This is a genomic window from Pseudoalteromonas sp. OOF1S-7, assembly GCF_022347765.1.
Classification (GTDB): Bacteria; Pseudomonadota; Gammaproteobacteria; order Enterobacterales; family Alteromonadaceae; genus Pseudoalteromonas.
The window spans coordinates 492,841-517,492 of the sequence record NZ_JAKRFZ010000002.1 but is presented as its reverse complement, the minus strand read 5'-3'; the positions used below and the strand labels follow the sequence as shown (position 1 = coordinate 517,492).

Sequence of the window (24,652 nt, the reverse complement as noted above, 5' to 3'; positions counted from 1 at the left end):
GGCTGGTATGAGTGCAAGATATGCGGTATTCAGTGGCAGTTGCCTTACATTGGGGGCAATTCAGTATCTACACCAGGCGAATCTGCTGGCGTGTGTGGTGCTGCCGGACGCAGAGCCGAACCCCGATTTGGTGCGGCTGGAGGAGTTTTTGCGGCACCAGCAAGTGAAGGTACTAAAATACCAACACGAGTCAGACGACGAACTGTTAGCAAGTCTCGACAGGCTAGGGATAAATGGCGGGTTAGTACATTTATTCAGACATAAAATTCGTCAGCGTCTAATCCAGTTTTTTGCTGGCAATTTATACAATGTTCACCCTGGAGCTTTGCCCGATTACCGTGGGCCAATGCCATTATTCTGGCAATTGCGCAATGGTGAATCTGAGGTTTGTCTGACTCTTCACCGGGTCACCAGCGATCTGGACTGTGGTGAAATAGGTGCTGAGCTGGAAGTGCCAATTCATCCGTTTGATACCCACCAGTGTCTGCACCAAAAAACAGCGCAGGCGATCCCTGAATTGTTGTCACAATTTTTTAGTTTACAGCAGGGCGGTGAACTACAGTGGCGCGAGCAGGTTTTGGTGAAGGATGGTGGAGCGAGCGAGGAGCCACGGCAATTTGCCCGCCAAGTACGCCAGGAGGATCTGCTAGTTGACTGGCAACGACATAGCAGTGCCGAGATCATTAATTTAGCAAGGGCTGCGAATGCTGATTTGGGCGGGGCACGGTTTGTTCTGCGCGAGGCTGCGTATCAGCTTTTGCAGGCAACGCGTGTTGAACAGGATATGGCTGGCATACGACCTGGTACCGTGGTGTCGTTGGGGCGCAGAGATGGGCTCGTTGTAAAAACTCGGGATGGTGCGCTCAGGCTGGATGTAGTTGTAGCACCTCAGGGGATATTTGACGGATATAAATTTGCAGTATTATTCGGGCTGGATCCCGGGCTGTCGTTGTGAGGTGTTAAACCTCAAATAACGAACTGGAATAAAGTGTGGATATTTTGAATTTTGATATTGAAAGGCGGTACCTTTGTACTAAATTTTGTAGATGAAGCTTAGTTGAGAAGGACTCGATAGTGGCTTATCCAGTGTGGCACTTTGAGGTTTATGGCCATATTTGTGTAACCGATGTTTATCAATCCTGCAGTCTAACTTTGCTCTGAACTTAACTCAGAAGCGAGATAGATATGAATATTAAGATCAACCTGACAAACCGCTACGGATATGAGCTAGCTGTACATCCGTACAATGGTGGTGCGTTTCCAGAAGGTCAAGGTGAGCGTATTGCTCAAAAGGAAGGAAAAGGAGTGATCACCTTAGCAAGTGGTGAAAATAGCATTCTGATCATTCCGGGGATGGACAGTTTATTGATTCAATTCATGGGGAACCAAAGACTTGAAAACATTCATGAGCGTTTTCGTGATACCCCGGATGAGTTTGATCAGTATGAGCAAATGGCATTGCTAAGATATAAAACGACCGAGCTTTATTGGCGTTTCCCTGGCGATGACGATGCTGCGTTGGAGCTGAGCATTAATGACATTGGTACTGTGTGTCTAGATAAAGTGCTGACGGGTGAAGTACGTCAGGTGTCTTTACCAGAGTTTTTTATACCACCAGTGTTTTGTGATCATGGCCCCGAAGGCGTGGTAGAAGCTGTGTCGAATAGCGATCAAACAGAGCAATAGACTTGAAGGCGTATCCAACTTGTGGGAAATGCAATTGTCACGAGTTGTATTAGCAAGTGTGTTATTGCGGTTCTGTAACCGTTTAATGCGAACTTGCGTACGCCCAGATAGCAGTTGGAGTTGTTTAATATCAGCGAGGGTTTTTATTTATAAAACTTCGCTATGCGAAGGTAAAGCCAGACAAAGCTCTGTTGGCGATTACCTTAACAAAAGTATGTTTACATATTAAGAGGAATTAACATGTCTACTGATCCATATATTGGCTCTCTCTCCACATTTGCCGGAACGTTCACTGTTGAAAATTGGGCAATGTGCTTAGGACAGCTTCAGGCAATTGCACAAAATACAGCACTCTTTTCACTGGTTGGCTCACTATATGGTGGCGATTCGCGCACAACCTTTGGAGTGCCCGATCTCCGTGGCCGTAGCCCGGTGGGGCAAGGCACTATGGTCGGCGGCTTGACGTATCCGCAGGGGCTTATGATGGGGAAAGAGCGGGTTACCCTGAAGGTCTCACAGTTACCTGCGCATAGCCATACAGCTACGTTTACGCCAACAGGTGGTGGCACAAGTGTTACAGGTAAGCTAGAGGTGGCTACGAATGATGGAACGACCAAAGTACCTTCTAACAGTACCTATCTGGCTGCAGGCACTGCCAGCGAGAACTATATTACGCCAGGGCTTGGAGGCGTCAACCTCACTGAAATACAGGGTCTGACGGTGACTGGCGGAGGCGATGTTAGCGGCGTGGTTACAATTGGCAGTACAGGTAGTGATCAACCGGTGGACATTATCAACCCGGTGCTGCCAATGAACTGGTTAATTGCGCTCCAGGGAATTTATCCGCCACGTAGTTAATAATGGCGTTGTATGTGGCGGCTGGCTGAAGGTTTTCTGGTCGCCAAAGCAAACTCAGCTCAACCGATTGAGCTGAGGGATTTCAGGAAAATCGGGGGTTGGCCAGCCTTTGACCTGAGTGTACAAGGAATGAATTGTCGGTATTGATGTCCAGCACCACCACTTGCATGCAGTAAAGGCGGATGGTGGTGCAGGGCGCAACAATTAATTTTTGGGCTCCAAATGCTAGGTGGTACAGCTGCGAGGTCAAGTTGTAAGTTAGGATAAAACAATGCATTTTAAATCGCTATCGTCTACTCAAATTAGCCCGCTTGGTAAGGGGGGGTCTCAGCAAGGGAAACTGCATAATTTGTCGAAATTGGCATTGCTTATGTCAGCCATGTTCAGTGCCGACTCTTCAGCTTCAAGCAGTAAGTTTACTTTCCTGGTGGTAGATGGTAACAACACCCCGACGCTGACGACCACCATAGACACAGTGACACTCACCGGTACCCAGTCCAATGGCAATACGCTTACCGTTTCATCGGGCTTTATGGATGCGGGAACGTCAAGCAATGGCGAAACCTGGACGATCAGCTTTGATAAGGCGATTGCCATTACCCAGTTTGATATTGGCGAGTTTGCCAACCAAAGCGCCGGCACCTATGTATTTACTCCTGACAGCGGCACCGCAGTTAGCATTGTCTCAAACCATGCAGACTTAAGTGATTTTATTGCAACACTAACCCCTTCAGACTGGACCTCTGTGACCTCGGTGGTCATGAGCTATGACCATCCTACCGATGGTTCCCGGGTCGGTATTGACAATATCATCTTTACTATCGCAGCCTCAGATACAACCGCGCCGACCTTCGATGGGGGCAACTCCACACCTAATGACAATGCAACCGGTGTGTCGGTGGGCAACGATATAATCATTGACTTCGATGAAGACATTGCACTGGGAAGTGGCAATATCACCATCCGCAACGTCACCGACAGCAGTGATTTTGAAGTGTTTGATGTTGCTAGTGAAAGCGATGGCACAACAACATCACCGGGCGCCGGCAGGGTGAGTATTACCAGTGATAAAGTGTATCTTAATCCCACTAACGACCTTTCAGGCAATCGCACGTATGCAATTCGCATCGATGCGAGCGCTGTTGATGACAGTGCAGGCAACAGTTTTGCCGGGATCAGCGACGATACCACGTTTAATTTCAGTACGCCCAATACCGCACCTGAGGTTGATTTGAACTCGGGGACAGGTGGCAATGATAACACCGCGAGCTTTTCTGAAGGCAGTGGGGCGGTCAATATCGCCAGTAGCGCGTCAGTAACCGAAGCGGACAGTGATACACTAAACACCATAACAATTACACTGACCAACGATCAGGATGGGGCATCTGAAGGTCTGAATGTGAGCGCCTCTGCGCAAAACGCGCTGACCGGTGTATCAGGGGCATCGGACATTACACTCCAAGATACGATTTCTATTACGGGGGCAACCGCAACGGCCGCCGAAGTCGCTACGTTCTTGCAGGCGATTACATACAACAATACATCTAGCACGCCTGATGAAACCGCGCGGACTGTGACCGTTGTGATCAATGATGGGTCGACCAACAGTACGACCCGAACTGCTACCATCAGTGTGACAGATATTACTGCTGCCAGCTCCAGTGCCGCTGGGTTTGACACTAGCAGTGGCACCAACCTCTCACCAGCCATCACCTTTGCAGGAGGGGATGAAACCCTGACGATCGCCAATGCCAGCCATACGACAGGCTCTACCGCAAGCGGTGGTACAGGCACCGATATTCTTTCTGTCCCTACCAGTACTAACCTGGCAAACTTAACCTCTTTAAGTGGCTTTGAAACGCTAACACCAGATAGCGGGGCTTCCGTTACACTCACCGAAACTCAGCATGAGTCATTTACCACGATAAATGGCGCCGGGACCAACCAATTTACACTCAGCAGTGCTGATGGTGATGCGATTATTAGCGGTGATGCTGACATTGAAACCTATGTATTGGGTGCCGGCTTTACCTTTACGCTGGGTGGTGCTGCGCAAAACGTGACAGGCAGCAGCTCGGGTGACACAGTTGTGACCGGCTCAGTAACCGCAACTGGCACGTTGGCCGGTAGCGACGGTACCGATATATTACAATTGAGCAATGGGGCCAGTATCGCGGGTGCCACGGTGAGCGGCTTTGAAACCCTGACTGTAGACGCGAATGCATCTGTAACAATGACAGAGGCACAGCATGATGCCTTTAGCACGATTAACGGCAGTGCGACGGAGAGTATAACTATCTCTGCAGCAACCAACGGTTTAACAGCTGCAAGCGCCATCGAAGCCTATGTTTTGGGAGCAGCAAATAGTATTACGCTTAGCTCAGCGGGGCAAAGTGTTACAGGTAGCAGCGGCAACGACACTGTAGATATTGGTACATTAACTGCAACTGGCACTCTGAATGCGGCAGGTGGTACTGACACTTTATCAATGAGTTCAGGGGCAAGCATTGCTGGCGCGACGGTGTCTAACTTTGAAAACTTGACGCTGGCCAGTGGGGCAAGCGTGTCGATGACGGCCTCACAGCCCACGTTGTTCGGTGGTACAATCACCGCAGCTGGCACCGAAACCATCAATATTTCAGGTGATGGTAATTTTACCACGCTTTCAAATGTGGAAAGCTTTTCAGTTGGAGATTCATCGACCAACAGCAGAACGGTAACTGTGGCTGCTGCCGGTACATCGGTGACTGCTTCGTCATCTACAGATGCCGTGACTTTTGATATTGGTACACTTACCTATACAGGTACGTTGACGGGGGATGGCACGACAGCAGATACATTGTCTATGTCTTCAGGCGCCAATATTTCGGGCGGTACGCTTGCAAATATCGTTAATCTGACCTTGGCCAGTGGTGCATCGGTCACGATGACGCCGGCGCAAAATGCCACGTTTACAGGTACTGTCACTGCGGCAGGCTCTGAGACCATTACCATCAGCGGTGATGGTGATTTTACAACGCTCACAGGCATAGAAACCTACTCAGTTAATGATGACAGTACCAATACCCGGACTATCACAGTCACCAATGCGTCTGCCACGATAGACGCGACCGTGTCTAATGATGCCATTACGTTTGATATTGCTGGCAGCGCCTTTAATGGTTCGTTGGTGGGCGACCCGACTACAGGCGATACCGTGAGTGCATCCGATGGCGCTGATGTCAGTGGTGGGGGTTTTACCAATATTGGCACCTTGTCACTGGCCAGTGGCGCAACGGTGGCGATTGATGCTGCCAATGTGGTAAACAACTTCACTACGGCGATTACCGGCGCCGCAGGTTCTGAAACCCTAAAACTCATGGACGGGGGCACGTTTAACTTTAGCAATACCAGCGTCTCCGAAATAGAAAATCTGGCGATTGGTACCAATAACATCTTTACCATTACGCTGACAGATAACTTTGATTCCAATGGCAACTCTGTCACAGTTTCTAATGCCAGTGGTTTTGCGGTCACCGGTGGGATTTCACTGAATGCTAGCGCTCTCAGCGGTGATACCATTAATATGACCGCCACTGACTTTGACGGTAATGACACGATCACTGGTGGTAGTGGTACCGATACCATTCGTCCGGGTGGTGGCACAGACTCAATGACGGGCAATGCGGGCAACGATAATTTCGTCGGCGACGCATCTGATCTAAATGGTGACACCATCACCGATTTGAGTGTGGGTGACATCATTACCATAAATAGTGTCACCGGACTGACAACCAGTAATGTGCGCTTCAATGGTACGAGTACACTTCAGGTAGATACTGATGCAACTGACTTCAGTGCGATTGAAGTTGCAATCAGTTTGTCAAATGCGCCAGCTAATTCGCTTGATTTTACCGTGGCAGATAATGGTGCCAATACCGATATCACCTTTATTACGCCAAACGATGTGCCAGTATTTAGCAATCTCAATGGTGGACAAACATTCATTGAAAATGGCTCGGCTGTTGTCATAGATTCAGACGTATTGATTGCGGATACTGAACTGGATGCACTCGACAGCGGCGCAGGTAACTACAACAACGCTACGCTGACCATTGCTCGTAACGGTGGTGCCAGCTCGCAGGATGTCTTTGCTAACAATGGTCTGTTGGGCACCCTCACCGAGAGCAGTACTTTTACCTATAATTCAACGACGGTTGGTACAGTTACTACTAATTCATCAGGCACTTTAGTGCTGACGTTCAATACCAGCGCGACATCTGCAATCGTTGATTCTGTGTTGCAAAATATTACTTATCAGAATAGCTCAGAAGCGCCTCCTTCGTCTGTAACGCTCGACTATACCTTTAATGATGGTACAGCAAATAGCACAGGCACCAATCAGGCAACCGTTACCATTACTGCGCAAAATGATGCGCCAACTGACATTAGCCTGGACACGACATCAATCAATCAGTCAGCGACCGGCGCAGGTGCCAATATAGGCACTTTGAGTACGACAGATCCCGATACCAGCGATAGCCACACCTATTCTATCGTTAGCAGTGGAACCAGTGCCAATGGCACTTGTAGCGCAGATACCAACAACGGTAGTTTCCAGATCAATGGGTCTAATCTCGAAACACAAGCTGCATTATCGGCTGGAAGCTATGTTGTTTGCGTACAAACCAGTGATTCTACAACGACTTTCCAGGAAGCGTTTACGATTACTGTGAATGATGATGTGGCACCAAACGCACCATCTACTCCGGATCTCGATGCCAGCTCAGATACTGGCTCGTCAGACAGTGACAACAACACTAACGACACAACCCCGACCTTCAGTGGCACCGCTGAAAGCGGTTCAACGGTTAGACTGTATAGTGATCAAGAGGGTGGCGGTACAAGCGTGATAGGCACCGGCACAGCAACCGGTGGCAATTGGCAAATTACCACGAGTGCCCTGACTGCCGGTGTTACACATGCGATCACTGCGAAAGCAACGGATGCAAATAGTAACGAAAGTTCGGCATCTAGCAGTTTAAGCGTCACGATAGACACAACCGCGCCTTCAGCACCGGGCACACCCGACCTGGATGCCAGTAGTGACACTGGTACATCCAATACGGACAATGTCACCAACGATACCACAGCCACGTTTACCGGTTCAGGTCCTAATGGTGGTGACATTACGCTGATTTCAAGCATTGATGGTACTGTAGGTACTGGCACTGCAACAAATGGTACATGGACAATCACAACGTCTGCTTTAACAGCAGGCACGCACACGATGACAGCACGCTCAACTGACACAGCAGGAAACACTGCTGATGGCTCAGGTCTGTCAGTAACAGTGGATACCAGCGTGGGTGCTGTCAGCATTACCACGCCTATCGAAGTCGATGGCATCGTTAATGCGGCAGAAGACAATGACGTCTTAATTGCTGGCTCGGGTGCAGAGTCAGGTAACAGTGTGACCGTGACCATCACGGACAACAACAGCTCGGTGAGCCGTACGGTGACCGCCGACGGATCTGGTAACTGGACACTGAGCGGCAGTGAGCTGGATGTCAGTGGCCTGAACAATGGTACCCTGACGGTCTCGGCGACTCAAACTGATACCGCGGGGAACACTTCAAGCGCTGCGACGCAAAGCATCACCCTGGATAACGCGGCGCCCTCCGCGCTGACCATCACCACGCCGATTGAAACCGATGGACTTGTCAATGCCGCAGAAGACAATGATGTGCTGATCGCGGGTTCGGGCGCGGAAGCGGGCAACAGTGTGACCGTGACCATCACGGACAATAACAGCTCGGTGAGTCGCACGGTGACCGCTGATAACTCCGGTAACTGGACACTGAGCGGCAGCGAACTGGATGTCAGTGGCCTGAATAACGGTACTTTGACGGTCTCCGCCACACAGGCCGATACGGCGGGCAATACCTCAACCGCAGCCACCCAGAGTATTACCCTGGATAACGCGGCACCCTCCGCCGTGACCATCACCACGCCGATTGAAACTGACGGCATTGTTAATGCCGCAGAAGACAATGATGTCTTAATTGCCGGCTCCGGTGCGGAAGCAGGCAACAGTGTGACTGTGACCATCACGGATAATAACAGTTCGGTGAGTCGCACGGTGACCGCCGACAATTCCGGTAACTGGACGCTGAGCGGCAGTGAGCTGGATGTCAGTGGCCTGAATAACGGCACTTTGACGGTCTCCGCCACACAGGCCGATACGGCGGGCAATACCTCTACGGCCGCGACGCAAAGCATCACTCTGGATAACGCCGCGCCTTCCGCGCTGACCATCACCACGCCCATTGAAACCGATGGGCTCGTGAATGCGGCAGAGGACAATGATGTACTGATCGCGGGCTCGGGTGCGGAAGCGGGCAATAGTGTGACCGTGACCATCACGGACAACAACAGCTCAGTGAGCCGCACGGTGACCGCCGATAATTCCGGTAACTGGACGCTGAGCGGCAGTGAGCTGGATGTCAGTGGTCTGAACAATGGCACACTCACCGTGTCGGCGACACAGGCGGATACGGCGGGCAATACCTCTACGGCCGCGACGCAAAGTATTACCCTGGATAACGCGGCACCCTCCGCCGTGACCATCACCACGCCGATTGAAACCGATGGGCTCGTGAATGCCGCAGAGGACAATGATGTACTGATCGCGGGCTCGGGTGCGGAAGCAGGCAACAGTGTGACCGTGACCATCACGGACAACAACAGCTCGGTAAGTCGTACGGTGACCGCCGACAATTCCGGTAACTGGACGCTGAGCGGCAGTGAGCTGGATGTCAGCGGCCTGAATAACGGCACACTCACCGTGTCGGCGACACAGGCCGATACCGCAGGCAATACCTCTACGGCCGCGACGCAAAGCATCACTCTGGATAACGCGGCGCCTTCCGCGCTGACCATCACCACGCCGATTGAAACCGATGGGCTCGTGAATGCCGCAGAGGACAATGATGTGCTGATCGCCGGTTCGGGCGCGGAAGCAGGCAACAGTGTGACCGTGACCATCACGGACAATAACAGCTCGGTGAGCCGCACGGTGACCGCCGACAATTCCGGTAACTGGACGCTGAGCGGCAGTGAGCTGGATGTCAGCGGCCTGAATAACGGCACTTTGACGGTCTCCGCCACACAGGCCGATACCGCAGGCAATACCTCAACCGCAGCCACCCAGAGTATTACCCTGGATAATGCCGCGCCTTCCGCGCTGACCATCACCACGCCCATTGAAACCGATGGGCTCGTGAATGCCGCAGAAGACAATGATGTACTGATCGCCGGTTCGGGCGCGGAAGCGGGCAACAGTGTGACCGTGACCATCACGGACAATAACAGCTCGGTGAGTCGCACGGTGACCGCTGATAACTCCGGTAACTGGACACTGAGCGGCAGCGAACTGGATGTCAGTGGCCTGAATAACGGTACTTTGACGGTCTCCGCCACACAGGCCGATACGGCGGGCAATACCTCAACCGCTGCGACGCAAAGCATCACCCTGGATAACGCGGCGCCCTCCGCGCTGACCATCACCACGCCCATTGAAACCGATGGGCTCGTGAATGCCGCAGAAGACAATGACGTCTTAATTGCCGGCTCGGGTGCGGAAGCGGGCAACAGTGTGACCGTGACCATCACGGACAATAACAGCTCGGTGAGCCGTACGGTAACCGCCGATAATTCCGGTAACTGGACGCTGAGCGGCAGTGAGCTGGATGTCAGCGGCCTGAATAACGGCACTTTGACGGTCTCCGCCACACAGGCCGATACCGCAGGCAATACCTCTACGGCCGCGACGCAAAGTATTACCCTGGATAATGCGGCCCCTTCCGCGCTGACCATCACCACGCCCATTGAAACCGATGGGCTCGTCAATGCCGCAGAGGACAATGATGTGCTGATCGCCGGCTCGGGTGCGGAAGCGGGCAACAGTGTGACCGTGACCATCACGGACAACAACAGCTCGGTGAGCCGCACGGTGACCGCCGATAATTCCGGTAACTGGACGCTGAGCGGCAGTGAGCTGGATGTCAGTGGCCTGAATAACGGCACTTTGACGGTCTCCGCCACACAGGCCGATACGGCGGGCAATACCTCAACCGCAGCCACCCAGAGCATCACCCTGGATAACGCCGCCCCTTCCGCCGTGACCATCACCACGCCCATTGAAACCGATGGACTCGTCAATGCCGCAGAAGACAATGATGTACTGATCGCCGGTTCGGGCGCGGAAGCAGGCAATAGTGTGACCGTGGCCATCACGGACAACAACAGCTCGGTGAGCCGTACTGTGACCGCTGATAATTCCGGTAACTGGACGCTGAGCGGCAGTGAGCTGGATGTCAGCGGCCTGAATAACGGCACTTTGACGGTCTCCGCCACACAGGCCGATACCGCAGGCAATACCTCTACGGCCGCGACGCAAAGTATTACCCTGGATAATGCGGCACCCTCCGCGCTGACCATCACCACGCCGATTGAAACTGACGGCATTGTTAATGCCGCAGAAGACAATGATGTCTTAATTGCCGGCTCCGGCGCGGAAGCAGGCAACAGTGTGACCGTGACCATCACGGATAATAACAGCTCGGTGAGTCGCACGGTGACCGCCGATAATTCCGGTAACTGGACACTGAGCGGCAGTGAGCTGGATGTCAGCGGCCTGAATAACGGCACTTTGACGGTCTCCGCCACACAGGCCGATACGGCGGGCAATACCTCTACGGCCGCGACGCAAAGTATTACCCTGGATAACGCGGCACCCTCCGCGCTGACCATCACCACGCCCATTGAAACCGATGGGCTCGTGAATGCCGCAGAAGACAATGACGTCTTAATTGCCGGCTCGGGTGCGGAAGCGGGCAACAGTGTGACCGTGACCATCACGGACAACAATAGTTCGGTGAGTCGTACGGTGACCGCCGACAATTCCGGTAACTGGACGCTGAGCGGCAGTGAACTGGATGTCAGCGGCCTGAATAACGGCACACTCACCGTGTCGGCGACACAGGCCGATACGGCGGGCAATACCTCTACGGCCGCGACGCAAAGCATCACCCTGGATAACGCCGCGCCTTCCGCCGTGACCATCACCACGCCGATTGAAACCGATGGGCTCGTGAATGCGGCAGAGGACAATGATGTGCTGATCGCTGGCTCCGGTGCGGAAGCAGGCAACAGTGTGACCGTGACCATCACGGACAACAACAGCTCGGTGAGCCGCACGGTGACCGCCGATAACTCCGGTAACTGGACGCTGAGCGGCAGTGAGCTGGATGTCAGCGGCCTGAACAATGGCACACTCACCGTGTCGGCCACACAGGCCGATACCGCAGGCAATACCTCAACCGCAGCCACCCAGAGTATTACCCTGGATAATGCGGCACCCTCCGCGCTGACCATCACCACGCCGATTGAAACTGACGGTATTGTTAATGCCGCAGAGGACAATGATGTGCTGATCGCCGGTTCGGGCGCGGAAGCAGGCAACAGTGTGACCGTGACCATCACGGACAACAACAGCTCGGTAAGTCGTACGGTGACCGCCGATAACTCCGGTAACTGGACGCTGAGCGGCAGTGAGCTGGATGTCAGCGGCCTGAACAATGGCACACTCACCGTGTCGGCGACACAGGCGGATACGGCGGGCAATACCTCTACGGCCGCGACGCAAAGTATTACCCTGGATAACGCCGCGCCTTCCGCGCTGACCATCACCACGCCCATTGAAACCGATGGGCTCGTGAATGCCGCAGAAGACAATGACGTCTTGATTGCCGGCTCGGGTGCGGAAGCGGGCAACAGTGTGACCGTGACCATCACGGACAATAACAGCTCGGTGAGTCGTACGGTAACCGCTGATAACTCCGGTAACTGGACGCTGAGCGGCAGCGAACTGGATGTCAGCGGCCTGAATAACGGCACTTTGACGGTCTCCGCCACACAGGCCGATACCGCAGGCAATACCTCAACCGCAGTCACCCAGAGTATTACCCTGGATAACGCGGCACCCTCCGCCGTGACCATCACCACGCCGATTGAAACTGACGGCATTGTTAATGCCGCAGAAGACAATGATGTCTTAATTGCCGGCTCCGGTGCGGAAGCAGGCAACAGTGTGACTGTGACCATCACGGATAATAACAGCTCGGTGAGTCGCACGGTGACCGCCGACAATTCCGGTAACTGGACACTGAGCGGCAGTGAGCTGGATGTCAGTGGCCTGAATAACGGCACTTTGACGGTCTCCGCCACACAGGCCGATACGGCGGGCAATACCTCTACGACCGCGACGCAAAGTATTACCCTGGATAATGCCGCGCCTTCCGCGCTGACCATCACCACGCCGATTGAAACTGACGGCATTGTTAATGCCGCAGAAGACAATGATGTCTTAATTGCCGGCTCCGGTGCGGAAGCAGGCAACAGTGTGACTGTGACCATCACGGACAACAACAGCTCGGTGAGTCGCACGGTGACCGCCGATAATTCCGGTAACTGGACGCTGAGCGGCAGTGAGCTGGATGTCAGTGGTCTGAACAATGGCACACTCACCGTGTCGGCGACACAGGCGGATACGGCGGGCAATACCTCTACGGCCGCGACGCAAAGTATTACCCTGGATAACGCCGCGCCTTCCGCGCTGACCATCACCACGCCGATTGAAACTGACGGCATTGTTAATGCCGCAGAGGACAATGATGTACTGATCGCGGGCTCGGGTGCGGAAGCGGGCAACAGTGTGACCGTGACCATCACGGACAACAACAGCTCGGTGAGCCGTACGGTGACCGCCGACAATTCCGGTAGCTGGACGCTGAGCGGCAGTGAGCTGGATGTCAGCGGCCTGAACAATGGCACTTTGACGGTCTCCGCCACACAGGCCGATACCGCAGGCAATACCTCTACGGCCGCGACGCAAAGTATTACCCTGGATAACGCGGCACCCTCCGCCGTGACCATCACCACGCCGATTGAAACTGACGGCATTGTTAATGCCGCAGAAGACAATGATGTCTTAATTGCCGGCTCCGGTGCGGAAGCAGGCAATAGTGTGACTGTGACCATCACGGACAACAACAGCTCGGTGAGCCGTACTGTGACCGCCGATAATTCCGGTAACTGGACGCTGAGCGGCAGTGAGCTGGATGTCAGTGGCCTGAACAATGGCACACTCACCGTGTCGGCCACACAAGCGGATACGGCAGGCAATACCTCAACCGCGGCCACCCAGAGTATTACCCTGGATAATGCGGCACCCTCCGCGCTGACCATCACCACGCCGATTGAAACTGACGGCATTGTTAATGCCGCAGAAGACAATGATGTCTTAATTGCCGGCTCCGGCGCGGAAGCGGGCAATAGTGTGACTGTGACCATCACGGACAACAACAGCTCGGTGAGCCGTACTGTGACCGCCGATAATTCCGGTAACTGGACGCTGAGCGGCAGTGAGCTGGATGTCAGTGGCCTGAACAATGGCACACTCACCGTGTCGGCCACACAAGCGGATACGGCAGGCAATACCTCAACCGCGGCCACCCAGAGTATTACCCTGGATAATGCGGCACCCTCCGCGCTGACCATCACCACGCCGATTGAAACTGACGGCATTGTTAATGCCGCAGAAGACAATGATGTCTTAATTGCCGGCTCCGGCGCGGAAGCAGGCAACAGTGTGACCGTGACCATCACGGATAATAACAGCTCGGTGAGTCGCACGGTGACCGCCGATAATTCCGGTAACTGGACACTGAGCGGCAGTGAGCTGGATGTCAGCGGCCTGAATAACGGCACTTTGACGGTCTCCGCGACACAAGCGGATACGGCAGGCAATACCTCAACCGCAGCCACCCAGAGTATTACCCTGGATAATGCCGCGCCTTCCGCGCTGACCATCACCACGCCCATTGAAACCGATGGGCTCGTGAATGCGGCAGAGGACAATGATGTACTGATCGCGGGCTCGGGTGCGGAAGCGGGTAACAGTGTGACCGTGACCATCACGGACAACAACAGCTCTGTGAGTCGTACGGTGACCGCTGATAACTCCGGTAACTGGACGCTGAGCGGCAGCGAACTGGATGTCAGCGGCCTGAACAATGGCACACTCACCGTGTCGGCGACACAGGCCGATACGGCGGGCAATACCTCTACGGCCGCGACGCAAAGCATCACTCTGGATAACGCGGCGCCTTCCGCGCTGACCATCACCACGCCGATTGAAACCGATGGGCTCGTGAATGCCGCAGAGGACAATGATGTGCTGATCGCCGGTTCGGGCGCGGAAGCAGGCAACAGTGTGACCGTGACCATCACGGACAACAACAGCTCGGTAAGTCGTACGGTGACCGCCGATAACTCCGGTAACTGGACGCTGAGCGGCAGTGAGCTGGATGTCAGCGGCCTGAATAACGGCACTTTGACGGTCTCCGCCACACAGGCCGATACCGCAGGCAATACCTCAACCGCAGCCACCCAGAGTATTACCCTGGATAATGCGGCACCCTCCGCGCTGACCATCACCACGCCGATTGAAACTGACGGCATTGTTAATGCCGCAGAAGACAATGATGTCTTAATTGCCGGCTCCGGTGCGGAAGCAGGCAACAGTGTGACCGTGACCATCACGGACAACAACAGCTCGGTGAGTCGCACGGTGACCGCCGACAATTCTGGAAACTGGACGCTGAGCGGCAGTGAGCTGGATGTCAGCGGCCTGAACAATGGCACACTCACCGTGTCGGCGACACAGGCCGATACGGCAGGCAATACCTCTACGACCGCGACGCAAAGTATTACCCTGGATAATGCCGCGCCTTCCGCGCTGACCATCACCACACCGATTGAAACTGACGGCATTGTCAATGCCGCAGAAGACAATGATGTGCTGATCGCCGGTTCGGGTGCGGAAGCGGGTAACAGTGTGACCGTGACCATCACGGACAACAACAGCTCAGTGAGCCGCACGGTGACCGCTGATAACTCCGGTAACTGGACGCTGAGCGGCAGTGAGCTGGATGTCAGTGGCCTGAACAATGGCACACTCACCGTGTCGGCGACACAGGCCGATACGGCTGGCAATACCTCCAGCGCCGCCTCTCAGAGTATTACGCTTGATACTGTTGCGCCATCAGGCCAATCAGTTGCAATTGATCAGACTCTGATCAACCTGGACAATGAGTCGGCGCTTAGCTTTACCTTATCTGGCCTGGAAGGGGCAGGTTCATTTACTTACCAAGTTAGCGATGGCACGAATACTGTGTCCAGCAACAGTGCTACAACAATCACAGCAAGCAGCCAGCAATTAACAGGTGTGGATGTAAGTACCCTTGATGAGGGCACTTTGACATTGACGGTGACTGTGTCCGATGAGGCAGGTAATGCCGCTGAGGGCGTAACTGCCACAGTGACTAAGCAGTATAATGTTACACCTGTACTGTCTGGCACGCCTGCGACCTCAGTAAACGAAGATGAGGCTTATAGCTTTACACCAACCCTAACTGATTCGGACGACGGAGACACACACACCTTTAGCATTGTGAATAAGCCAGATTGGGCTGAGTTCAGCACCACGACGGGCGCTCTCACAGGAACGCCGACGGATGATGATGTTGGCACCCATGCAGATATTCAAATCTCAGTATCGGATGGCACTGATCAGGCGACGCTGACAGCATTCAGTATTGAAGTGGCAAACACCAATGATGCACCGGTTGGACAGGACTTTACCTTCACATTAGACGAAGAGGCCACGCTGACAGTAACGGCGACTCTCGGTTTATTGAGCACAGCCACAGACGATGACATGGACAGTGGTGACACATTAACGGTGAGTGCAATAAGTCAACCGCAATATGGTCAGTTGTCACTGAACGCAGATGGCAGCTTTAGCTATCAGCATGATGGCAGCGAAAACCACAGCGATAGTTTTACTTATCAGGTGATTGACAGTAACAATGCAACATCTGCTACCCAAACGGTCACGTTGACTATTACACCGGTGGCAGATGCGCCAACTGTGGTTGATGATTCGGCGACGACCAACGAAGATGAAGCTGTTATTTTCGATCTGTTAACCAATGACAGCGATCCGGAAAATGATCTGGTAGAGGCTTCTGCTGCTATTGTGACACAGCCTGGCAAAGGATCGGTGACTATAGCTAATGGCGTAGTAACTTACACGCCAAATGCCAATGAAACGGGACAGGATACATTCACTTATACGGTTAAAGATGCGGCACTCAATACATCCGCCGAAGCAACCGTCACAGTGACGATTACGCCAGTCAATGATCAGCCGACCGTAGAAAACTTCATTGTTTCAATAGATGAAGACAATGCAAGTGACGCCATCGCCGTGCGTGCCAGTGCCAGCGATATTGAGGACGGAATGCCTTCAGGCGATATTGCACTGGCTACACAACCTTCAAAAGGCAATGTCGCTATTGACCAGGATGCGGGCACTTTGGTGTACACACCGAATGCAAATGAAACGGGTCAGGATACTTTCACTTACACCATCACTGACAGCGAAGGCAGTACCTCAGAGTCCGGTTCTGTCACTGTGAACATAGGTGCAGTTAATGACCGTCCGGTTGTAGCAGATGACAGTGTGACCACCGATGAAGATGTTAGTGTGACGCTTGACATACTAAGCAACGACTCGGATGTAGAGGATCAGGGCTTCAATGGAGCCAACGTTACCCTGGAAGATCAGGGTAGTGGTGCGGGCAGCTATGCTAAGGCAGATGTGAGCATTCTTACAGACGGATCATTGCAAATCTCTCCAAAGCAAGATGAAACGGGCACCTTTAGTTTCACATACACGCTTACCGACAGTGAAGGACTTAGTTCAGATGCAGCAACAGTGACAGTCACCCTGGCACCTGTGAATGACGCACCTGTTGCGGTCGATAACGTGGCACAGTTAATGGAAGAAGGCTCATACGAAGTCAACGTGTTGGGCAATGACACCGACGTTGATGAGAACGATAGCTTTGATGCATCCAGTGTTACTGTGGTGCAGGCGCCAAGCAGTGGTCAAACGCAGGTCACTACGGCAGGGGCGATTATCTACACCCCTGATACCGACTTCTCGGGAGAAGATACCTTCACATATACAGTAGCTGATGCCGCAGGTGCAGTTTCGAACGAGGCGACAGTCACTATGACGGTCACACCAGTGAATGATGCGCCTGTACTCTCAGGGACACCTGCAACTGAGGTTGATGAAGACAGCACATACAGCTTTGTACCATCCGCAAGTGATGCGGACGCCGACACGCTTACGTTCAGTATTCAGAACTTACCGTCATGGGCCAGTTTTGATACAGCAATAGGCTTAGTAACAGGTACGCCAACCAATGATGATGTTGGGACTTATCAGGGAATTGTGATCAGTGTAACGGACGGCACGGAAACCGTGAGTATGACGGCCTTCAACGTCACAGTGGTAAATACCAACGATGCACCCACAATTTCAGGTACGCCAGCGACCAGTGTCAGTGAAGATGCTGTATACACCTTTACGCCGACAGCGGATGACGTGGATGTGGGTGATAGCCTGGTCTTTAGTATTGCGAATCAGCCTGCCTGGGCGAGCTTTGATACACAAACAGGCACGATCTCAGGTACTCCGACGAATGACAATGTGGGTACAACTTCGGATATTGTTATCAGCGTAAGTGACGGCACAGAAACAGTCTCACTGGCGGCATTCTCGTTAACCGTCACGAATACCAACGATGCGCCCGTTATATCCGGGACGCCAGCGGCCAGTGTTAATGAAGACTCCGGCTACAGCTTTGTTCCAACGGCGTCGGATGTTGATAGCAATGACACATTAACTTTCAGTGTAACGAACCTGCCATCTTGGGCAAGCTTCTCTACCTCAACAGGAGCGATAACCGGCACACCTGTGAATAGTGACGTGGGTAATTATCAGGGTATTGTCATCAGCGTAACCGATGGTACCGTCACTGTGAGCCTTGACGCCTTTACAATTACGGTTGTAAATGTAAATGACGCACCGGTGATATCCGGTACGCCAGAAACATCGGTGAACGAAGACACGGATTACACCTTCACGCCTGTTGCATCGGATGTAGATGGAGACAACTTATCCTTTAGTATTGTGAATCAGCCAGCGTGGGCAAGCTTCGATGCTCTGACTGGGACGCTATCAGGTACACCTACCAACGGTGACGTGGGTACCACCAGTGATATTGTGATTTCAGTCAGTGATGGCACGGTTTCTACATCGTTGCCGGCGTTCTCACTCACGGTTGTTAATACTAATGATGCACCGGAAATTAGCGGCACACCGGCGACCAGTGTGAATGAAGACGCCAGCTATAGTTTCACACCTACAGTGACAGATGTCGATGTGGGCGATGTGCTGGTCTTCTCCATCAGTAATCAACCTGGCTGGGCTAGCTTCGATACCACCACAGGAACGCTTTCAGGTACGCCAACCGACGTAGACGTGGGCACCGACACGCAGATCGTAATTACGGTTTCAGACGGTACAGCACAGCAGTCACTAAGTGCCTTTGATATTGAAGTAATTAATACCAATGATGCGCCAACAGCTCAAGACTATAACTTTGGCCTTGATGAAGGGCAGCTGTTGACCGTGACTACGATGCTAGGTTTACTGAGCAACGCCAATGACGATGACTTAGATAGCGGCGACAGCCTGTCAGTCAGTGCGCTTTCGCAGCCGCAGCATGGTGTGCTGACCTTAAACGCTGATGGCAGCTTTAACTATCAGCATGATGGCTCGGAAAGCACCAGCGACAGCTTTACCTTCCAGGTAACCGATTCACAAAATGCCGCCTCTGCTACCCATACGGTTTCGTTAACAATTAACCCGGTTGAGGATGCGCCGACAGCGGTAGATGACAGTGCAACAACCAACGAAGATACTTCGGTACAAATAGCCCTGCTGGACAATGACAGTGATCCAGAAGGCAATATGAACGCGGCTTCGGCTGTGGTTGTGACTGCGCCGACCAAAGGGTCAGTGTCCATTGTTAATGGCATCGCAACTTATACACCTGCGACTAACGAGAATGGCCAGGATAGCTTTACTTATACGGTAGCAGATACCGCGCTCAATACGTCTGAGCAGGCAACGGTTGTAGTGACAATCACGCCAGTGAATGATGCTCCTGTTGCTGCAAACTTAACGATCAGCACAGATGAAGACACCCCATCAGCGGCATTGGCTGTGCGTGCAGCAGCGACCGACATCGAAGATGGCGTACCAACGGGAGTGATGACACTGACTAGCACACCAAGTCTTGGCGTGGTCTCACTGGACCAGGAAGCTGGTACTTTAGTGTATACACCAAACACTAATGAAGTTGGTGAAGAGACCTTTACGTACACGATTACGGACAGTGACGGACAGGCCTCGGCATCTGCCAACATTACAGTCAACATTGGTGCTATCAATGACCGACCAGTGGTTGGTGACGATACGGTAACCACGGACGAAGATGTCACGGTTGTTCTGGCTATCCTGGCTAATGATTCGGATGTAGAAGATCAGGACTTTAATGGTGCCAATGTCACGCTGGAAGATCAAGGCAACGGCGCGGGTAGCTATGCTAAAGCAGATGTGACTATTCTGGCCGATGGCACACTGGAGATTACGCCCAAACAAGATGAAACGGGCACCTTCAGCTTTACCTATACACTAACGGACAGTGAAGGGCTTGCTTCATTACCTGCAACAGTCACAGTCACCTTAACACCGGTGAATGACGCACCCGTAGCAGTCAACAATAGCGTGGAGCTACAAGAAGAAGGCTCGTTTGAAGTCAATGTTTTAGGTAATGACTTTGATGTGGATGAAGGGGATAGCTTCGACTTGAGCAGTGTTACCGTTGTGAGTGAGGCTCAGAACGGCCAGACTACGGTGACGGCACAGGGCACCATTATCTACACTGCGAACACGAACTACTTCGGCAACGACAGCTTCACTTATACAGTCAAGGACCAGGCCGGAGCGGTATCGAACGAGGCAACGGTGTCACTAAGTGTAACACCAATAAATGATGCACCGGTCGTTGAGGGGCAAGCACTGTCCTTAAATGAAGATGATACTTTGCTCATCACTTTGGACGGTACCGACCCGGATGCGGATCCGCTGACATACAGTATAGTGTCAGGCGTGTCGTCTGGAACATTGCAGCAGCAGTCTGATACGACCTGGTTGTATACACCGAATACAGACTTTAATGGTTCGGATAGTTTCAGCTTTATGGCAAATGACGGGGCGCTTGACTCAAACACAGCGACAGTATCGTTAACGGTCAATGCAGTGAATGATGCGCCAGCGATTTCCGGAACGCCTGATACCTCCGTAGTCCACAACACTGCATACAGCTTTACCCCGCAGGCCTCTGATGCAGATGGAGATGCTTTAACATTTGCTGTCGCTAACCTGCCTGTGTGGGCACAGTTTGATACCGCAACGGGCACGCTTTCGGGCACGCCGGGCAGGGATGACGAGGGCGTTTATAGCAATATTGTGATCAGCGTAACTGACGGCACTGCACAGACCTCCCTGGATGCGTTTGATATAGAGGTGCAGTTTGTAAACAACCAGCCAGTTGCTAATAATATGGACGTGGTGGTTAACGAGGATGGTACAACCAGCTTTGTGGCTGATGCATCGGATGAAGATGGCGATAGCGTTACAGTATCCATTGAGCGTCAGCCAGTGAACGGTTTGCTGGTGTTGCAGGGTAATACCTTCACTTATACGCCGTTTGGCAACTTTAATGGTCTGGATAGTTTCAGCTACATTGCTAATGATGGCACTCTGGACTCGACGGCAGGCGAAGTGAAGATCACCATCAATTCGGTTAATGATTTACCTCTTGCAGTTAATGACAGTTTTGTTTTTGAACCGCAGGCAAACAATACCTACATTCTAGATGTCCTGGCCAATGACACTGACGCTGATGCGGGAGATGTGCTGAGGATTGTTGGTGCCAAGGCCTCGGTGGGCACAGCTTCAATTGTAAATGATACAGTGTCTTACGTAGCTCAGGCGGATACCCAAGGTTTAATTGTCATTGATTACCTGATAGAAGACAGCCAAAAAGCACGTAGTAAGGCCACAGCTCAGCTGCAAATTAACTCGGCGCCAGCGAATACGCTCCCTGTTATCACTGCCCCAGCTGATGTAACAGCCAATGCAACGGGCTTGTTTACCAAAGTGGCACTGGGTACTGCAACGGCAGTGGATGGCAGTGGTAATACCATCGCCGTATCCCTTGTTGATGGTAGAACCCTGTTTGCACCTGGAACGCACTTTGTATATTGGCAGGCAACAGATAGTCAGGGATTACAATCTATTGCAACACAAAATGTGTTTGTGAATCCGCTTATCTCATTGGAGAAAAACAGTGAAGTGGCTGAGGAGCAGAGCCACACAGTTAGTGTATTCCTCAATGGTCCGGCACCAAGCTATCCGGTGACCATTCCTTATACTGTTTCGGGCACTGCCGATACCGCAGATCATGATTTAATTGACGGTCAGGTGGTGATTGAGTCAGGTACGTCTGCCCAGATTAACTTTAACGTGTTTGGCGATGGCGTCATAGAAGGTAACGAGAACATTGTGATCACGTTGGCAGATTCTCTGAATCGAGGTGCCAAATCGTCCACCACAGTGACTATTGTTGAAGAAAATGTAGCGCCTAAAGTCTCTGTCAAAGTGACACAAGCCGGTGAAACGCGCTCGCTTCTGACTATCAATGATGAGCTGGTCACTGTGACCGCAACCGCTAGGGATGCAAACCCTCAGGATAACGTGACGTTAAGCTGGAATTCTGTTGATAATGCGTTGACTAATCAGAGTACAGACGAAAATACCTTTGTATTTAGTACCTCAGAACTCACTGAGGGAATTTATCAGTTGACTGTGACAGCGACAGATGATGCTCAGCCCAGTCTGTCTTCCAGAAGAGATATCTATCTGGAGGTGGTTGCTGAGCTACAGACTCTGACGCAGGTGGATACCGACGGTGATTTAATTCCTGATGACGAAGAAGGCTATGCTGACTCCGATGATGATGGTATACCTGACTTCCAGGACGCCATCACTGAATGTAACGTGATGCAGGAGCAAGCTGCTGAGTCAGCTCAATTCCTGGTTGAAGGTGAACCGGGTGTCTGTTTGCGTAAAGGTGCCACCGTGGCACAGAATTCCACCGGTGGTGTTCAGCTACTTGAAGATGAGTTGCCGGGAGATGGAGATGCTATCAACATCGGTGGGTTGTTTGACTTTATTGCCACAGGGCTGCCACAGGCAGGCGATACGTACACCATAGTTATACCTCAGCGCAGGCCCATTCCAGCAAATGCGGTCTACCGTAAACTTAAAAATGATGAGTGGGTCGACTTTGTGGTCGCAGATGGCAACGCGATATTGTCAGCGACAGGAGAACCTGGTTACTGCCCGCCTCCAGGTAGTAATGAGTGGACTGATGGAGTGAGCGAAGGCGACTGGTGTGTTCAGCTACAAATTGTAGATGGAGGTCCTAATGATGACGATGGCATTGCCAACCGCAGCGTGGTGGACCCGGGTGGTATTGCGGTTCCAAGAACCAGTAACACTTTACCCATTGCTGTGGCAGATGAAGTTACCATTGCGGCGGGCCAGCAGATTACCATAGATGTGTTGGAAAACGATACCGATGCAGATGGCAATGCCTTGACGATTACCGGTGCTACCGTTGATTTTGGTTCAGTGCGTATTGTGGACAATAAGCTGATTTATACCCCACCTGCTACTTTCGTGGGTGTTGCAACCATCCAGTATAGTATTTCAGATGGTGAAGGAGGGACGTCTAACAGTCAGGCTATTGTCAACCTGACCGTTAACAAAGCGCCAACCGCAACGCTGGATGTGGCTTCAACGGATGATAGAACAAGCCTGGTGTTGGATGTACTTGCAAACGATACCGATGCGGATGGAGACGAACTGTTCCTTATCAGTGCGGTGGCAACACATGGCAAAGCAACGGTGAACATAGATGGCACGCTGACCTATGAGCCGAAAGTGGGTTTCTCTGGGGAAGATGTCATTGTGTATCAGGTGAGAGACAGCAAAGGCGCGCTCAGCAAGGGTATCGTCAAAGTAACGGTTTCTGCTTATCAAACTGTGGGCGTTGAAAATACATCTTCGGGTGGTCTGGGAGGATTATTAGTGATAATGATGTCGGCATTAATTTTACGTCGTCGTAATAGAAGTAAGTTGCCAGCATATACGCTGCTAAGCACGAGTTGCTTGTTGGTAAATCCGGTATTGGCAGAGCAATGGCGCGTCGAGGCAACAGTCGGTCAGGCTGAAGCTGATTATCAGGCTCCGGCTTCCGTTGGCGGATTGACCGTTGGGTCGGTTGATGACAGCAGTGAGTCCTGGTCGGTTGGCGCTTATTATGAGCTTATGCCAAAGTGGGAAGTTGGGCTTCGTTATATTGATTTGGGCCAGGGACGTCTTGCGTTAACTGGTCAGTCTCTGACGCCAGAAACAATACATGAGTTGGTTGCACGAGCGACTCCAGTATTACCAGAGGGCTTTGCATTGCAAACCGGTTATGAGCTGTTACGTTATGAACGCTTTAGTGCTGCCTTGTTCCTGGGAGCTTTTGATTGGAAATATCAAATTGACAGTACACGGGATAACAAGCATTTATTGCAGTATGAAAAAGAGGGGACCAGTGCCTATGGTGGGATAACACTGGGGTATGATGTTCTGGAAAATACCACAATTAACGTGAATTACAGCTACTATAACGTCAGTGAAAATACCATTAATGAAATATCTGCCGGGATCAGCCTGAGGTTCTGATCCTGCGTCGACTCGACCGGGGTTGGCCTGTCAGTCCAACCCCGGTATCTCACTTTTATAAAGCAAAGTAAGAACAAGGCTTGCTATTAGCCCCCGGCTTGTGCTTTGTGCGCCTTAATCGAACCATGAATTTTACATTCGGTAGTTCATAGATATACATTTCAACTTGCTACTGTGTTAGAGTCCCCTTCGATAAGTACCGGTATAATCTACAGATAT

General features: G+C 52.2%; 4 protein-coding genes. All 4 read left to right on the top strand.

All coding sequences use genetic code 11. From position 1 onward, the window contains the following. Nucleotides 1-7: 7 nt before the first annotated feature. The 4 genes from MHN33_RS04880 to MHN33_RS04865 all read left to right on the top strand — a co-directional run bounded on the left by MHN33_RS04880 (nucleotide 8) and on the right by MHN33_RS04865 (nucleotide 24,433). Entirely contained in the window at nucleotides 8-955 is a 948-nt protein-coding gene (locus MHN33_RS04880) for a formyltransferase family protein (RefSeq protein ID WP_239396521.1), read from the top strand. 230 nt (nucleotides 956-1,185) lie between these two features. Beyond that, nucleotides 1,186-1,686: a hypothetical protein gene (locus MHN33_RS04875; RefSeq protein WP_239396519.1), complete on the top strand. Its 501-nt coding sequence runs from the start codon at nucleotides 1,186-1,188 to the stop codon at nucleotides 1,684-1,686. Nucleotides 1,687-1,926: 240 nt separating this feature from the next. Continuing rightward, a complete protein-coding gene (locus tag MHN33_RS04870; protein WP_239396516.1) occupies nucleotides 1,927-2,544 on the top strand; it encodes a tail fiber protein in 618 nt (205 codons plus the stop codon). Nucleotides 2,545-2,815: 271 nt separating this feature from the next. Further along, nucleotides 2,816-24,433, top strand: coding sequence for an Ig-like domain-containing protein (locus MHN33_RS04865; protein ID WP_239396505.1), 21,618 nt, complete (start codon nucleotides 2,816-2,818; stop codon nucleotides 24,431-24,433). Nucleotides 24,434-24,652: the final 219 nt, after the last annotated feature.

Excerpts from the sequence above, each read along its gene's own strand:
- MHN33_RS04880 (WP_239396521.1), top strand. The coding sequence starts at position 8 with ATGAGTGCAAGATATGCGGTATTCAGTGGCAGTTGCCTTACATTGGGG.
- MHN33_RS04875 (WP_239396519.1), top strand. The coding sequence starts at position 1,186 with ATGAATATTAAGATCAACCTGACAAACCGCTACGGATATGAGCTAGCT.
- MHN33_RS04870 (WP_239396516.1), top strand. The coding sequence starts at position 1,927 with ATGTCTACTGATCCATATATTGGCTCTCTCTCCACATTTGCCGGAACG.
- MHN33_RS04865 (WP_239396505.1), top strand. The coding sequence starts at position 2,816 with ATGCATTTTAAATCGCTATCGTCTACTCAAATTAGCCCGCTTGGTAAG.